Genomic DNA, 16,875 nt, shown 5'->3' on the forward strand with positions numbered 1-16,875 from the left:
CTTTTGCATGCCCAAAACGCTGCGGAAGTTCCACATACTGGATTCGTTTTTGCTGTTGAGAGTAAAAAAGGATGTGCCACAAAACTTACGTTTTGCGACACATCCTTTTGTTTTGTATAAGGACTATGAAAAAGATATTTTCCGCTTTCCGAAGGAGGGATTTAACCTCTCGCAACTCGCAAAAAGTTGGTAGCGACAGCGAGCCGTCGTGAGGGTGCTTGCAACTTAACAGGACGCCAAGCGAGACTTTTTGCGAAAAAGGAGGAGCAAGGGAGCGGTTGGATGGCTTATTTCTGTCGCAGACAAAAAATAAGCCGGAGCAAAGCGGACTTCGCTCCGGCGTGGCGGAGACGGTGGGATTCGAACCCACGAGCCCTTGCGGGCTACCTGATTTCGAGTCAGGCTCGTTATGACCACTTCGATACGTCTCCATCAATGTCAATTCTTGACTGGCAACAGCTAATATAAAATACCTGATTTTATTGAAAAAGTCAATGTCATTTTTTTGAGAAGGGCATTATAGTAATATACTGGTAATTTTTCTAGTATTTCCTTTGTGCCTGTAATCGTTTCTTGATACAAAAAACACATTGTATACTAAAAGTATAGGTGTCGGGTTTTGTATTTTTGTGCATCTTGACTTTATACCCCAATGGCAGTATAATGAAAATCACAAATCGTACCAACACATTACCACCACGAAAGTTGTGAGCGGAAATGGGAGGCATTTATCTTGAATCAGACTAATTACCTCAAAGATGCCATTGCCCGATTTAGTTCCGGAACCTGTTGCGATGCTTATCGCTTCATGGGTTGTCACCGTGAAGTACGGGCTGGCAAAGAAGGCTATGTGTTCCGTGTATGGGCCCCCCATGCCCTGTCAGTCCGGGTTCTGGGGAGATTTAACGACTGGGATGTGGATGCACCCATCATGGTACAGCTTGCTCATGGAATTTGGGAGCAATTTGTGCCCGATGCGCAGCCATATGACGAATACAAATACTATATTGAACGCCCTGATGGGAGCTTTGTGTTTAAGAGTGACCCCTACGGCTTCCACACTTGCACCCGCCCTGAAACCGCCAGTAAGATTTATGATCTGGAGGGTTTTGCGTGGACAGATGCAGAGTATCGTGCTCAGCGGGACAAGCACGACCCTTTGACCAGCCCCATCAACATCTATGAACTCCATTTAGGATCTTGGCGCAAGCACGCCGACGGCAATCCCATGACTTATGTGGAGTACGCCAATGATTTGGTGAAATACGTCAAAGATATGGGGTACACCCACATCGAACTGCTTCCTATCAGTGAGTATCCCTTTGATCCCTCTTGGGGCTATCAGGTCACGGGGTACTACGCCCCCACCTCTCGTTACGGCACGCCGAAGGACTTTATGCAGTTTGTGGACATCTGCCATCAGGCCGGCATTGGTGTGATCATGGACTGGGTGGGCGCACACTTCCCCAAGGATGAAGCGGGGCTCTATGAGTTTGACGGTGGGTGCTGCTACGAGCCCTCCGATCCGCTGCGGAAGGAGCACCCGGATTGGGGTACGCACATTTTTGACTATGGTCGTTATGAGGTACGTTCTTTCCTCATCTCCAATGTGGTCTACTGGTTGGATATGTTCCATGTGGATGGGATTCGCGTGGACGCGGTGGCCTCCATGCTCTATTTGGACTATGGACGGCGAGATGGGCAATGGCGACCCAACCAGTACGGTGGAAATACCAATCTGGATGCTGTGAAATTCCTGCAGGATATGAGTGCAGCAGCCTTTGGATTTTCCCCTTCTGCCCTGATTATTGCCGAGGAATCTACCGCCTTCCCCATGGTCACCAAGCCAGGGTATGACGGGGGTTTGGGCTTTAATTTCAAGTGGAACATGGGCTGGATGCACGATATGTTAGACTATATGTCTACTGATCCTCTGTTCCGCAAAGGCCGTCATAACAACATTACATTTTCACTGACCTACGCTTTCTCTGAGAACTTTATTCTCCCACTCTCCCACGATGAAGTGGTACACGGAAAGTGCTCTCTGCTTAATAAAATGCCCGGTGACTATGATGAGAAGTTCCAGAATCTGCGGGCGTTCTATGGGTACATGATGACCCACCCCGGCAAGAAGCTGGTATTCATGGGCGGGGAGTTTGGTCAATTTATTGAATGGGATTTCACAAAGGAACTGGACTGGTTCCTTCTGGAATATGATAAGCACCGTCAGCTGCAAGATTACGTTCGTGATTTGAATCACTTCTACCTGTCCCACCCTGCCCTGTGGCAGAACGACAATGACTGGCATGGTTTCCAGTGGATTGCCTGTGACGACGACAGTCAGAGCGTGATTTCCTTCCGAAGAGTAGACAGCAAGGGCAAAGAAGTGGTTGTGGTCTGTAACTTCTGCCCCGTCACTCGAGAACACTATTGCATTGGCGCTGCAAAGGCGGGTACATATATTCCGGTTCTGTCCAGTGATGATGTGAAATACGGCGGTACTGGTACGCCGCTTAAGCCGGTAAAGGCAAAAGCGAAACCCATGCATGGACTCAAGTATTCCATTGAGTTGACGTTGCCGCCTCTCTCCACTGTGTATTATGAGCGAGAGGCACCACAAAAATCCCGTAAGGGCAGCGATGCAATGCCCAGTGCAAAGGTGAAAAAGACCAGGACTGTCAAAAAGCAAACTGCTGGAGGTAAATCCAGCAAATAACTATCGCACCATTCCAGCGAGGAAAGATGAATTAGGGGGGCTTCACTGTGATCGAACGAAAAAAAGAATGTATCTCGATGCTTTTGGCCGGTGGCCAAGGCAGTAGATTGTACGTCCTGACAGAAAACACTGCAAAACCTGCCGTTCCTTTTGGCGGCAAATATCGTATCATTGACTTCTCTCTCTCCAACTGTGTCAATTCGGGTATTGATACCGTGGGTATTCTAACCCAGTATCAGCCCCTGGAGTTGAACGACTACATCGGCAACGGTCAGCCGTGGGATCTCAACCGCAACTTTGGCGGCGCCCATGTCCTCCCCCCCTATACCAAAACTAAAAACAATCAGTGGTATAAAGGTACGGCTAACGCCATCTATCAGAACATTCCCTTCATCGAGAGATATCAGCCGGAATATGTTCTGATTCTCTCCGGTGACCACATCTACAAGATGGATTACAACAAGATGCTCCAGTTCCACAAGGAAAAGGGTTCTGAGTGTACCATCGCTGTGATTACCGTCAGTGCTGAGGATGCCACTCGAATGGGTATCATGAGTACCGATGAGAACCAGGCCATTGTGGACTTTGAAGAGAAGCCCGCTCATCCCAAGAGCAACCAGGCGTCCATGGGCGTGTACATCTTTACATGGGCTGCTTTGAAGAAGTATCTCATTGCCGATGAGGCCGACCCTGAGTCTCAAAATGACTTTGGCAAAAACGTCATTCCTGCCTTCCTGCGGGATGGCCGTCCCATGTACGCATACCCCTTTGAGGGCTATTGGAAGGACGTGGGTACCCTGGGCAGTTTGTGGGATGCCAATATGGATCTGTTGGATCCCAACGATCCTCTGGATATGCGCAACCCCCAATTTAAGATTTATGCCAGAAACTATGCCAGCCCCTCTACTTTGATCAGCTCCACCTCTAAGGTTTCCAATTCCTTTATCACAGAGGGCTGCCGGATCAAGGGAACTGTGGAGAATTCTGTGGTTTATACCGGCTGCGTAGTAGAAGAAGGCGCAGTGGTCAGCGGTACGGTGCTTATGCCCAATACCGTTGTTCGCAAAGGCAGCACAGTGAATTACGCCATCATTGGCGAGCAGTGCGACATCGAGGAGAATGTCACCATCGGCGCCCGACCCGAGGATTGTTTGGGCGAGGATTGGGGTATCAGTGTGGTGGGTCATAAGAAGACCATCCCCTCTGGCACCGTAATCAAACCCAAGGAAATTGTTTAAGGGGGGCATATAAAGATGAAAATGTGTGGAATTATTTTCTCCGAAATGTATTCGGACGAGCTGAACGCCTTTACCCATGACCGCAACATGGCTGCCATCCCCTTCGGCGGACGCTATCGGTTGGTGGACTTTGCCCTGTCCAACATGGTCAACTCTGGCATCACTAGCGTGGGCGTGCTGGCAAAACAGCACTATCACTCCCTGATGACTCATCTGGGCAACACTCAGGAGTGGGATTTGAACCGCAAAAACGGCGGTCTGCAAATTCTGCCTCCCTATGCCAGTGAAAGCCTGAACCACGCCAACCGCGGAAAGCTGGATGAACTGCGTAACGCTTTGGATTTCCTCCGTGAGGATAATTCGCCTTATGTGGTGATGGCCGATGCCCATGTGATTTGCAATATGGACTTCCGCCCTGTTCTGGAGTCCCACATCAAAAGCGGCTGCGACATCACTGTGGTGGCCACTCAGAACAACCTCAGCAACAACTCTACCTACAAGACCGTCATCCACGCCGATGACAACATGAAGGTTACCAGCTATGCCTTGGATCATGTGCCTCAGGCCGGAGACTACTGCGGTATGAGCATTATGGTCATCGACCGTCAGGTCCTCATTGATGCGGTTTTGGAGTTTACCGCACGAGGCATTTACTTCCTGGAGCGGGACTTCATCCAGAGCCGATTCAATCTTGGCGAGTTGTCCATCAACCTCTATCCCTTCAACGATCCCGTACTGCGGGTCAGCGATATTGAGAGCTATTTCAGCAGCAATATGGCTTTGCTGAACGAGAACGTCAGCGATGCTCTGTTCCGTCCTGACCGCCCCATCTACACACGAGTTAACGACGAGGTTCCCTCCCATTATGGTATGGACTGCAGCATCTCCGATTGCATCATTGCTGACGGCTGTATTCTCGAGGGCAATGCAGAAAGTTCCGTGATTGGCCGTGGAGTCCGTCTGGCCAAGAATGCCACTGTAAAAAACTGCATCATTATGCAGGGCAGCGTCATTGGTGAAGGGGCGGTGCTGGAAAATGTAATCGTGGACAAGTGGGCTACCATCAGCGCCGGAAGCCAGCTGAAGGGCCTGTCCACCGCTCCTGTGATTATTCGTAAAGGAGTCACAGTATGAAGATTTTGTTTGCCGCCAGTGAAGCAGCTCCCTTCTTAAAAACGGGTGGTCTGGGTGATGTAGCCTCTGCCCTGCCCAAAGCTTTGAGCGGCGACAAAAACTCACAGGTAGCTGTCTTCATTCCCTACTACAAAGCCATCAAGGACAGCGGTAGATGGAACATCGAGTTTCTCTGTAGTTTCCAGGTGCCCTTGTCATGGCGCAGCGTATATTGCGGTGTGTTCCGTGCGAAAGACACCACCAAGAATCTCCAGTATTACTTCATTGACAATGAGTACTACTTTTACCGGGATTCTGCCTATGGTTACTACGATGACGGGGAACGCTTCGCCTTCTTCTCCAAGGCTGTTTTGGAGTCTTTGCAATACCTGAACTGGTATCCTGACGTGATCCATGCCAATGACTGGCAGACCGCCATGATTCCCGTTTTCCTGCGGGCCTTCTACATGGGCATTGAGGCGTATCAGCCTATTCGCACACTCTTTACCATCCACAATATGGAGTATCAGGGCAAAGCCCCTGCCTCTTTTGTGGACGATGTGCTTGGCCTGCCGGAGGATTGGCGTGGAACAACCCAGTTTGACGGAGTCACCAACATGATGAAGGCCGGGATTTTGGTCTCTGATCGCGTCAGCACTGTCTCACGCACCTATGCAACCGAGATTCAAGATCCCTACTATGCGCATGGTTTGGATGGGGTCCTCCGCCACCACAGTTACAAACTCAGTGGCGTTGTCAACGGTATCGACACAGATGTTTTCAACCCCGAGACCGATCCGCTCATTCCGGTGAACTATTCCCCCGATCAGTTGTCCAAAAAGGCGCAAAACAAGAAGGCACTTCAGAAGAGGCTGGGTTTAGCGGTTCGAGATGATGTGCCTATGGTCATCATGATTACTCGCCTGGCATCCCACAAAGGCCTGGATCTTGTACAGGCAGTGATGGAAGACCTGATGGAAGAAGACATCCAACTGGTGGTAATTGGCACCGGGGAGCAGTGGTATGAGGATATGTTCCGCCACTATGCCTCCCGTTTCCCAGAAAAAATGTCCGCCAACATCATCTTTGATAACAAACTGGCTCATGAGACCTACGCCGCCGGTGACTTAGTGCTTATGCCCTCTAAACAGGAGCCCTGTGGCCTCACCCAACTCATCGCCATGCGTTATGGAACCATTCCCATTGTCCGGGAAACTGGCGGCTTGTATGATACCGTACCCGCATTCAATCCCGAGTCTATGGAAGGGCGTGGCTTGACCTTTAAGAGCTACAATGCGCATGATATGTTGGATGCAATCCGGCGAGGCGCAGCTCTGTTTCACGACAAAAAGCGTTGGAAGACGCTGCAAAAAAATGACATGAAATTTGATAGTTCCTGGAAACAGTCTGTCCAGGAGTATTGGCAAATCTATCGATCCATGTTATAATACAACCGTGTTATCCTGTTGACCACAGCCCGCTTTGCAGGCTGTGGTCATACACGGTAACACGGTTTTCAAATCTTTGGGATCATAAGATCCACATCAGAGGAGTTCAGTTTACATGGATCAGAAACAGATTATCGAAAAACTGGAAGAGACCTTGTTGCGCCGCTATGGCTGTCACTCAGACACCGCCTCTCCCCAGCAGATCTACCGCAGTCTCTGCTACCTCGTCAATGAGATGTTGATGGAAAAGAACACGCAGTTCAACCGTAAAACCCAAAAAGAACAAAACAAGCAAGTATACTATATGTCCATGGAGTTTTTGGTTGGCACCTCCCTGAGAAACAATTTGTATAACTTGGGGCTGGAGGAACTATTCACCCAGGCGCTTGATAAGTGCGGAATCGATATCCATGACCTATATGAAATGGAGCCTGACGCAGGTCTGGGCAACGGCGGTTTGGGCCGTTTGGCCTCCTGCTATATGGACTCCGCCACCACGCTGGGTATTCCCTGCACCGGCTATTCCATCCGCTATGAGTTTGGTATCTTCAAGCAGAAAATCATCGATGGTTGGCAGATGGAATTTCCCGATGACTGGCTGACCATGGGTGATGTGTGGCTGGTGCCCCGAGAGGACGAGGCTGTGGAAGTCAAATTCGGTGGTGAAGCCCGGGGATGGAACGACAATGGCAAATACCGTGTAGCACATGTGAACTACCAATCTGTCATGGCCGTTCCCAACGATATGTATATTTCCGGCCACGATACCCAGGCCGTCAATAAGCTGGTTTTGTGGAGTGCTAAGTCTCCCCGCAGTTTTGATATGTCCGCTTTCTCCCGTGGTGACTATGCCAAGGCCCTGGAGGGAGATACGATGGCTGAGGTCATCTCCAAGGTTCTCTACCCTGCGGATGATCACATTGCCGGTAAACGGCTGCGCCTGCGCCAGCAGTACTTGTTGGTGTCTGCATCTTTACAGACCATTCTGCGCAAGCATCTGCGCAACAATCCTAACCTGGACAATCTGGCGGATCAGGTTTCCATTCACATCAACGATACTCATCCCGCCCTGTGTGTGCCTGAACTGATGCGCCTTTTGGTGGACGAGTACGAGTACGGATGGGACGAAGCCTGGGGAATCACCTGCAATACTCTGTCCTACACCAATCACACAGTCATGAGCGAGGCGCTGGAGCGCTGGAGTGAAAGTCTTTTCGCTGAACAGATGCCCCGGGTCTACCAAATTGTGTGTGAGATCAACCGCCGCCTGGTGGAGGATCTCCGCTCCAGATACGGAAACGATATGGGTAAGATTAACTATATGGCTGTTATCGCCAACGGAGAGATCCGCATGGCCAACCTGTGCCTGGCTGCCTGCCACAAGATCAACGGTGTGTCCAAGCTGCACACCGAGATCCTCGAGAACAGTATTTTCCGGGACTATTACCAGATGAAGCCCCAGAGATTCCTCAATGTAACCAACGGGATCGCATACCGCCGCTGGCTGTGTCAGTCCAACCCCGATCTTACCGCCCTGCTTAAGGAATTGATTGGCGATGGATTTGTCAAGGATTCCAGAGAATTGGAAAAACTGATGAAGTATCACGATGATACCAGCGTGCTCAGTCGCTTGCAGGAAATCAAACTTGCCAATAAGCAACGACTCAGTGATTTGATTTTGCAGCGCAATGGCATTCAGGTGGATCCCAACTCCCTGTTTGACGTTCAGATCAAGCGTCTGCATGAGTACAAGCGTCAGCTGCTCAATGTGCTTCAGATTCTTCATATGTATCTGGAAATCAAAAATAATCCCAACGCCCCGTTCCAGCCTCGTACCTTTATTTTTGCCGCCAAAGCCTCTGCGGGCTATATCATGGCCAAGCAGATCATTCAGCTCATCTGCGCTGTGTCCCGTATGGTAAACTCTGACCCTGTGGTGCGTGACAAGCTGAAGGTTGTCTTCATGGAGGACTACAACGTCACCTTGGCCGAGAAGATCATCCCTGCCGCAGAAATTTCTGAGCAGATTTCCATCGCCGGCAAGGAGGCCAGCGGCACCGGCAACATGAAGCTGATGATTAACGGTGCCGTCACCCTGGGCACTCTGGACGGTGCCAACGTGGAAATTCGGGAGCAAGTGGGTGATGAGAATATTGTTCTCTTCGGCCTGCGTACACCCGAAGTCAATGAGCTGTGGCATCGAGGCTATAATCCTCTGGAGTATATCCACAACGACCCTCAGCTCCAGGCGGTGATGGATTTGCTCCGCACTGGGTTCTCCAATATGCATTTTGACGATATCGTCAATTCCCTGATTACGAACCATCGTGGCCCTGCCGATCCCTATATGAATTTGGCCGACTTCCACGACTACGTTCGGGCTCAAAACGACGTCTCTGCCCTGTATGGCGATCAGCGCCGATTCACCAATATGTCTCTGGTTAACATCGCCAAGGCAGGCCTTTTCTCTGCCGATCGCGCAGTTACTGAATACGCCAAAAACATTTGGCACTTGAAGTGATCTTATCTTTCCTCATTGTCTGGAGTTTTGTTGGATGAACATCGCTTATAATTGTCTGTTAGAAGAATATAAGACCCCTTTTGGTTGTTTGCGGGAAAATCAGCCCTGCCATTTGACAGTAAAGGTGCCTGAGTACTATTCCGTTACCGGCGTGGATGTCATTTTGACCACCGACACCTCCTATGGAATGCGGGTGTCCTTTGAGCTGACGGGTACCCGGGATGGTTATCAGATTTATAAGACCCAGTTCTCACTCTCTCGATGCGGACTGTATTTTTATCACTTCTGCTGCCAGGGCACCCAGGGCCCGTTTCATGTGTTCCGTAACGGTGAATCTGACACCAGCAATAATCAGGGGGATCTGTGGCAGCTAACCTGCTATCCTGCGGACTTCCATCCCCCTGTTGCCTATGCCGGCGCAGTGATGTATCAGATCTTCCCTGATCGTTTTTATCGCTCCGGCACCTGTGACCTCAGCGATAAGTTGCAGCCTTACTGGGTGCATGAGAATTGGGAGGACACCCCTCACTTTCTGCCTAACGACCATGGTGAAGTTCTGAATAATGACTTTTTTGGCGGGAATTTCCGTGGGATTCGTGAAAAGCTGTCCTACCTGAAAGAGCTTCATGTAGATGTCATCTATCTCAACCCTGTCTCCATGGCTTTTTCCAATCACCGCTATGATACAGCCAACTATATGCGTCCTGACCCCATGCTGGGCACAGAGTCGGATTTTTCCGCTCTGTGCAGTGAGGCTCATAAGTTGGGCATGAAGGTAATTCTGGACGGGGTCTTCTCGCATACAGGGAGCAACAGCGTCTATTTTGATCGGAATCATGTTTTTGGCCACGGCGCACTCAGCGACCCTAACTCACCCTTTCGCAGTTGGTTCGACTTCCAGCAGTATCCCAACCGCTACACCTCTTGGTGGGGCATTGATACCCTCCCCTGTGTCAATGAGATGGATCCCGGCTATCTGGAATATATCATCACTGGGGCCAACAGCGTCATTGCTCACTGGTTAGGGCTGGGTGCCGACGGCTTCCGCTTGGATGTGGCAGACGAATTACCTGACTCCTTCATTGCCCTCTTCCGCAAGCATCTCAAGGCCATCAAACCAGACGCATTGCTTCTGGGCGAGGTGTGGGAAGATGCCTCCAACAAGATTAGTTACGGTGCAAGGCGGAAATATTTCTCTGACGGAGAGTTGGATTCCGTGATGAACTACCCCTTCCGCAGCGCTATCCTGTCTTTTATGGCGCATCCGGACTCTAATTGTTTCCGCTCAGCTATTCTTTCTGTGGTTGAGCATTATCCTCAAGAAGTTCTTCACTGCTTGATGAACAGTCTTTCCACCCATGATACGCCACGCATTCTCACCCTTTTGGGCGACTCCTTTGAGGGTTCTAAGCAGGAAAAGGCCAATCGTTTTCTCAGTGACGATGCGAAACTTTGGGCCATCCGGCGGGAATGTGCCGCAGCCGTCTTACAGTTTACTCTGCCTGGTATGCCGTGTATCTACTATGGAGACGAGGCAGGGCTTGAGGGCTTTGAGGATCCTTTCAACCGCCGCTGTTTCCCTTGGGGGCACGAGGCAAAAGATTTGCAGCAGGCTTATAAAATGCTGACAAAGCTGAAAACGCAATATTCTGCCCTCAAGGAAGGCAATATTTCTTTCGACAATCCAAACGAAACCGTGATTCATTTTGTGCGTACCATGGCCCATCAGCACATTCACACCTTTGTCAATGGCGGAAATGATCCAGTGAGCATCCCCATTACCGGTCAGTTGCTCTATCAATCCCATGCCAGCAAAGATAAGCGGCTGCTGCATTTGGAGCCCTGGGGTGCGGCAATCATGATAGAATAGGAGTTGAGCGAAATGAAGCAAGTCTGTTTTGGCGTGGACATTGGTGGTACTTCCGTCAAGCTGGGGCTGGTAGACAGCGACGGTCCCCTGCTCCACAAAAGCGAATTTCCATCTCCCCGTGATCCGGCGGCCATGTTTGACCGGATCGCTGCGGAAATTCAGCAGGTAAAGTCTCAATATGACGACTGTGCCTTTGTAGGCGCCGGTGTTGGTGTGCCTGGTCCTGTATTCAACCAAGAGCAGGTCAAGGGTTGTGTCAACCTGGGTTGGGGCGATATCAACGTGGCCACCGAACTGTCCAGTCGCACTGGCCTGGTGGTAAAGGTGGAAAACGACGCCAACCTTGCTGCGTTGGGTGAGCTGTGGCATGGTGCTGCCAAGGGCCGTAAGAGCATGGCAATGCTCACTGTCGGTACCGGCATCGGCTGTGGCATCATTGCCAATGGCCAAATCATTTCTGGTGCCAACGGTGCCGCCGGTGAAGCCGGTCATATGCCCATGAGTTTCCATCGTGACTGGCAGTGCTCCTGCGGGAAGTTTGGCTGTCTGGAAGTCACTGCCTCTGCCACAGGTATCATCCGGGCCGCCAGAGAATTTTCTCCCTTCCGGGAGATGGATAGCGTCACCGCTAAGGACGTGTTTGACGCTGCCGCTGAAGGCAACCAGCAGGCTCTGGATGTTGTCAACACTGCTGCTCGATCCCTGGGTGTTGCCACCGCAATGATCGGTTGTATCGTAAATCCCGAGATTTTCATCATTGGAGGCGGGGTGTCCGCCGCTGGTTCCATTCTCATGGATCCTGTGGTTGCTGCATACCGGGAGAACGTCTTCTCCCCCGCCCGACAGGCCACCTTCGCTCTGGCGCAGTTGGGCAACAATGCCGGCATTTATGGCGGTGCTGGTCTGTTTTTCTACCAAGGTTAACCCCCGAAAAGGGTAAAACACATAACACAAGGAGTGTATAGCTATGCTGAAATTAGATTTGTCTCATCTGGATGGATTTGTCTCTCAGGAACAGATTGCTGCCATGACCGACGAGGTAAAGGCAGCTCATGCCAAGCTGTATGACAGCACCGCTCCTGGTTCTGACTTCACCGGCTGGGTCCGTCTGCCCGAAGCCTACAACAAGGAGGAATTCGCCCGCATCCTCAAGGCGGCAGAAAAGATCCGCTCTGACTCCGACGTTATGGTGGTCATTGGCATCGGCGGCTCCTATCTGGGTGCCCGTACTGCCCTTGAGATCTTCCCCTCCAATGGCCCTGAGATCTGTTTCGTAGGCTGCTCCCTCAGCCCCAATGAAATTAAAAAGGTAACAGATCGCATCGCTGGCCGCAACTGGTCCATCAACGTCATCTCCAAGTCCGGCGGCACCATCGAGCCCGCGGTGGCGTTCCGCATCTTCCGTGAGATGCTGGAGAAGCAGTACGGCCAGGAGGCTAACAGCCGTATCTATGCCACCACCGACAAGGCTCGTGGCGCCCTGAAGTCTGTGGCCGACAAGAACGGCTGGGAAACCTTCGTCATTCCCGACGAGGTCGGTGGCCGCTTCTCCGTGCTCACTGCCGTGGGCCTGCTGCCCATCGCTGTGTCCGGCACCGACATCAACGAGTTGATGGCTGGTGCAGCCGAGGCCATGGAAAAGTATGACCTGCGCTCCATGGAGAACCCCGTGTGGCAGTACGTTGCCGCCCGCAACCTGCTCTATCGTCAGGGCAAGAAGATCGAAATCTTCTGCAACTACGAGCCCTCCTACACATTCTTCGGTGAGTGGCTCAAGCAGCTCTTTGGCGAGTCCGAAGGCAAGGATGGTCTGGGTATCTTCCCCGCCAGCGTTCAGTTGACCACCGACCTGCACTCCATGGGTCAGTATATCCAGGACGGCGAGCGCATCCTGTTCGAGACTGTCCTTTATGTGGATGACACCGGCTGTGATGTGGCCGTTCCTCACTGCGAGGATGATGGCGACAATCTCAACTACCTGGCAGGCAAGCCATTGAGCTTTGTGCGTGAGATGGCCTTCCAGGGCACCCTGGCTGCCCACCACGACGGCGGCGCCCCTGCCATGGTGCTGCGCAGCCCCAAGATGGATGCCCGCACACTGGGTGAGCTGTTCTACTTCTTCGAGCTCTCCTGTGGCATCAGCGGCCACGTGCTGAAGGTCAACCCCTTCAACCAGCCCGGCGTGGAGGCCTACAAGAAGAATATGTTCGCTCTTCTGGGTCGTCCCTAATCTGATCCCTTTTCAACTCCTCTGGCCACACCATGTTGGCCAGAGGAGTTTTTTACAAATTCTTTACACAATTCGACAGGAAATCCTTACACAACTTTTGTAAGCTGATATGAGTGGTGTGTCATGTCCTTCTCTTATGGGCATGATATACATTGGGATTCAATAGGAGGATATCTATGAAGTATGCAATCATTGATATTGGTTCTAACTCCATGCGGCTGACCGTCTATTCTGTTGAAAAAGAAAGTTTTACCATCCTGTTCAAAGAAAAAATCATGGCAGGATTGGCCAGCTACATGGAGCACGGCACCCTAACCGAGGAAGGTATCCGCAGAGCGGGCGCAGGACTTCTCTCCTTTGCCAAAACTCTGGATCACCTGGAAATCACCAACGTCTCCGCTTTTGCCACAGCTTCCCTGCGCAATGTTCACAACACCCAGCAGGCCACCCAACAGCTAAGCGAAATGGCAGGCTTTCCTATTCAGGTGCTCTCCGGTGAAGAAGAGGCGACCCTGGGCTTTGCGGGGGCCATGCAAGACACTGCCATGGATAGCGGTCTTTTCATAGATATCGGTGGTGCCAGCACCGAACTGGTGGAATTTGAACATGGACAGATAAACCAGGCATCCAGCTTTCCCATCGGCTCTTTGAAGCTGTATCGAGATTGTGTGAAACACATCTTGCCCGGAAACGGTTCTTATACACGAATGGAAAAGGCTCTCAAACGTGAGCTGGGCAAACTTCCCACTTGCCAGTTTCCCGGTGGCCAAATTGCAGCGGTGGGCGGCTCTGCCCGGGCAGCATTGAAGCTGGCCCGCACGGTATTCCAGCTCCCTCAAACTTGCCGAACATTCACAGCTCAGCAGTTGGATGAGATATTCTCTTTGCTGCGCTCTGACCAACGCACGGCAACTGACTTGATTTTGAAAGCGGCACCTGAGCGGCTGCATACACTGATCCCCGGTCTGATGATTCTGCGACACATCGTCAAAACCTTTGACGCCAGCGAGGTTATCGTCAGCAGATACGGCGTGCGGGAGGGATATCTATGCCAGAAAATACAGTCAAAGTTATGAAAAAAGATTACACATATACCCAAAACCGAGAGTTGAGCTGGCTGCGATTCAACCGGAGAGTACTGGAGGAAGCCGCAGATCATACAGTCCCTCTGTTGGAGCGATTAAAGTTCATCTCCATATTTACCAGCAATTTGGACGAATTCTTTATGATCCGGGTGGGCAGTCTCTTTGATCTCGCCGCCATCTCCGGCAACAAAGAGCGGGACAACAAAAGTGGTATGTCTCCTCTGGAGCAGCTACGCAGTGTCTACGACACCATTCCCCCGCTTATTGACCTGAAGAATCGTCTGTATGACACCCTCTGCACCCAGCTTGAGACAGAGGGCATTGTAGACGTGCCCATGGATCAACTCAATGATGCAGAGCAACAGTATGTATCCCGGTACTACGCCGCCAATGTACTTCCCACCCTGTCTCCCCAAATCGTGGATTCTCACCATCCCTTCCCCCATTTGGAAACAAAGCGGCTGTATATCTCTCTTCTGCTGAAGGAGAAAAAGGATCGGCTCTCCTTGGGATTTGTCCCCCTCCCCGCTTCCCTGCCCAGCTTTTTGATGCTGCCCAATTCCAGCGGCCGCTATCTACGCATGGAGGAGATGTTGCTGCACTGGGCCCCCTCTCTCTTTGAGAGATACAAAGTGGTGGACAGCTGTGTCATCTGTGTCACCCGTAACGCTGATATCAGCTTTGACGTGGATAAATTTGAGGACACCACTGAGGAGGATTTCCGAAACCATGTCAGCAAGCTGCTGCACTTGCGGGGAAAGCAATCAGCGGTACGTCTGGAGCTTTCCCGGCCTGTGTCCGAAACTTTCAGCGATGTGCTGCGAGAGCGTTTGGATTTAGAACCTCACCAGGTGTATGTGGATCGCTCCCCGCTGAACATGAGCTATGTTTTTCCTCTCATTAGTCAGCTGCCTTCTGATATGACCAGCAAGCTACTCTTCCCTCCTTATCAACCCCGTCAGCCCGAGGATTTGAATCCCAAGCAGAGCATGATTCAACAGATTCAGCAGCGGGATAGGCTTCTGTTTTACCCCTTTGACTCAGTCAACCCCTTCCTTCAACTGCTCCAGGAGGCCGCCGAGCGCAAGGACGTTATCGCCATCAAGATGACCATTTACCGCCTGGCATCCTCCTCCAAAATAGCTCGCATACTGTGCCGGGCGGCAGAGAACGGCAAAGAGGTCACGGTACTCATGGAACTGCGGGCTCGCTTTGACGAGGCCAACAATATTGCCTGGTCTAAAGCTCTGGAAGAGGCTGGATGCCGAGTCATTTACGGCGTAGAAGACTACAAGTGTCACAGTAAGATCTGTCAGATCACCTTGCGCCGTGGGGACAGTCTGAACTACATTACCCAGATTGGTACAGGAAACTACAACGAAAAAACCTGTGCCATGTATACGGATTTGTGCTTCATGACTGCGGATAAACAGATTGGTTTGGACGGCACCGCATTTTTCCGTAATATGCTGGTGAGCAACTTGCACGGAGAGTATCAACGTCTTCTTGTCTCTCCTCGTGGTATCCACCAGGCTCTCATTGACCACATTGACGAGCAGATTATCCTGGGCCACCAGGGGTACATCTGTATCAAGGCAAACTCCCTGACAGAACGTGCCATCATTGACAAGTTGCAACAGGCCAGTCAGGCCGGTGTAGAGGTACAACTCATCCTCCGAGGCATTTGCTGTATCCGACCCGGTATTCCCGGTAAAACAGAGAGTTTACACGTCACCAGTATTGTTGGCCGCTACCTGGAGCACGCCCGTATCTACTGTTTCGGGCGTGGAGAGCAAGCCAAGTACTTTATCTCTTCTGCTGATTTGATGACCCGAAATTTGCTGCGTCGGGTGGAGATCGCTTGTCCCATTGACGATCCACAAGTGAAATCTCAGCTTGAATGGATTCTTAGAACCCAGTTGCTGGACAACGTGAAGGCCAGTTCCATGCTCAGTGACGGAAGCTATTTGAGAAAAACCAGCACTGTTTCCCCCCTAAACAGCCAAGAAGAATTCATGCGCACTTCCTCACACACAGCAGCGCAGCCTACTGCAGCCCCTGTGAAATCTAAAGTTCGAATCTCCTTGCTTCAGCGGCTCAAAGACCGATTCCCCTGGACTATCACAAGAAAGTATTGAATTTCACCTGATTTTGTGATATACTTCATACTCGTAATGTCGACTCCATGCGGGTATGATGGAATTGGTAGACATGCGAGATTTAGGTTCTCGTGAAGCAATTCGTGTGGGTTCGAGTCCCACTACCCGTACCATGTTATCCAAACACTATAGATGCCGTAGGCGCAACGCCTACGGCATCAACCGTTTCCGGGATTTTTCTCCTCAAAATTTCACCGAAAATTCCATAGATGCCAACGGCCTGTTTCCCCCAACTGGTGGGACTCGAACCCCCCTCCCCCCCGTCGTTGGCACAGATATAGGCAAACAGCGCCCTTTTTGAACAAAGCAGTTTCAAAAAGGGCGCTACTCTTCTCCAAATAGAATATACAGCGTTTCTAGGCGTCAATTTGTTGGTCGTGACTGACCATCAGATTGGCGCCTTTTTTCATTTCCAGCAAAATTCAAAAAGGGCGCTAAGCCCAAGGAGGTAATCAAAATGGATCGAGCAGTATTTTTTCAGGAGCTACGCAGAGT

Annotated in this window: 11 protein-coding genes and 2 tRNA genes; 12 read left to right on the forward strand and 1 reads right to left on the reverse strand. The window is 51.1% G+C overall.

The window, feature by feature from the left end:
• Window positions 1–193: hypothetical protein (locus H9X86_RS09995; RefSeq protein WP_204901387.1), on the forward strand; the 193-nt coding region annotated here is incomplete at its 5' end.
• Window positions 194–342: 149 nt separating this feature from the next.
• Here the strand turns inward: H9X86_RS09995 and H9X86_RS10000 are convergent.
• Window positions 343–431, reverse strand: a tRNA-Ser gene (locus H9X86_RS10000).
• Window positions 432–733: 302 nt separating this feature from the next.
• Here H9X86_RS10000 and glgB point away from each other — a divergent pair.
• The 11 genes from glgB to H9X86_RS10055 all read left to right on the forward strand — a co-directional run bounded on the left by glgB (window position 734) and on the right by H9X86_RS10055 (window position 16,493).
• Window positions 734–2,716, forward strand: a complete 1,983-nt coding sequence (gene glgB / locus H9X86_RS10005) for a 1,4-alpha-glucan branching protein GlgB (protein WP_207752641.1) — start codon at window positions 734–736, stop codon at window positions 2,714–2,716.
• Window positions 2,717–2,766: 50 nt separating this feature from the next.
• The gene (locus tag H9X86_RS10010; protein WP_510186724.1) at window positions 2,767–3,954 is read left to right on the forward strand and encodes a glucose-1-phosphate adenylyltransferase; all 1,188 of its coding nucleotides are present in this window, start codon (window positions 2,767–2,769) and stop codon (window positions 3,952–3,954) included.
• 15 nt (window positions 3,955–3,969) lie between these two features.
• Window positions 3,970–5,088: a glucose-1-phosphate adenylyltransferase subunit GlgD gene (gene glgD, locus H9X86_RS10015; protein ID WP_204901389.1), complete on the forward strand. Its 1,119-nt coding sequence runs from the start codon at window positions 3,970–3,972 to the stop codon at window positions 5,086–5,088.
• Window positions 5,085–6,515: a glycogen synthase GlgA gene (gene glgA, locus H9X86_RS10020; RefSeq protein WP_204901390.1), complete on the forward strand. Its 1,431-nt coding sequence runs from the start codon at window positions 5,085–5,087 to the stop codon at window positions 6,513–6,515. The genes glgD and glgA overlap by 4 nt, the downstream gene beginning before the upstream one ends.
• A 115-nt stretch (window positions 6,516–6,630) precedes the next feature.
• A complete protein-coding gene (locus H9X86_RS10025) occupies window positions 6,631–9,036 on the forward strand; it encodes a glycogen/starch/alpha-glucan phosphorylase (RefSeq protein WP_204901391.1) in 2,406 nt (801 codons plus the stop codon).
• A gap of 34 nt (window positions 9,037–9,070) precedes the next feature.
• Window positions 9,071–10,906 carry a glycoside hydrolase family 13 protein gene (locus H9X86_RS10030; RefSeq protein WP_204901392.1) on the forward strand — a complete coding sequence of 612 codons (1,836 nt, stop codon included), beginning with the start codon at window positions 9,071–9,073 and terminating at the stop codon, window positions 10,904–10,906.
• A 12-nt stretch (window positions 10,907–10,918) separates the two neighbouring features.
• Window positions 10,919–11,830 (forward strand): ROK family glucokinase, encoded by a 912-nt coding sequence (locus tag H9X86_RS10035; RefSeq protein ID WP_204901393.1) that lies wholly within the window; start codon window positions 10,919–10,921, stop codon window positions 11,828–11,830.
• Between the two features lie 43 nt (window positions 11,831–11,873).
• Entirely contained in the window at window positions 11,874–13,136 is a 1,263-nt protein-coding gene (locus H9X86_RS10040; RefSeq protein WP_204901394.1) for a glucose-6-phosphate isomerase, read from the forward strand.
• Window positions 13,137–13,312: 176 nt separating this feature from the next.
• On the forward strand, window positions 13,313–14,212 hold the full coding sequence (locus H9X86_RS10045; RefSeq protein ID WP_204901395.1) for a Ppx/GppA phosphatase family protein: 900 nt from the start codon (window positions 13,313–13,315) through the stop codon (window positions 14,210–14,212).
• Window positions 14,185–16,359 (forward strand): polyphosphate kinase 1, encoded by a 2,175-nt coding sequence (gene ppk1, locus H9X86_RS10050; protein WP_243416917.1) that lies wholly within the window; start codon window positions 14,185–14,187, stop codon window positions 16,357–16,359. Before H9X86_RS10045 ends, ppk1 begins: the two co-directional genes overlap by 28 nt.
• Window positions 16,360–16,408: 49 nt before the next feature.
• Window positions 16,409–16,493, forward strand: a tRNA-Leu gene (locus H9X86_RS10055).
• The last annotated feature ends 382 nt before the right edge of the window (window positions 16,494–16,875 follow it).

The organism is Pseudoflavonifractor capillosus, from assembly GCF_016902575.1.
GTDB lineage: Bacteria > Bacillota > Clostridia > Oscillospirales > Oscillospiraceae > Enterenecus > Enterenecus capillosus_A.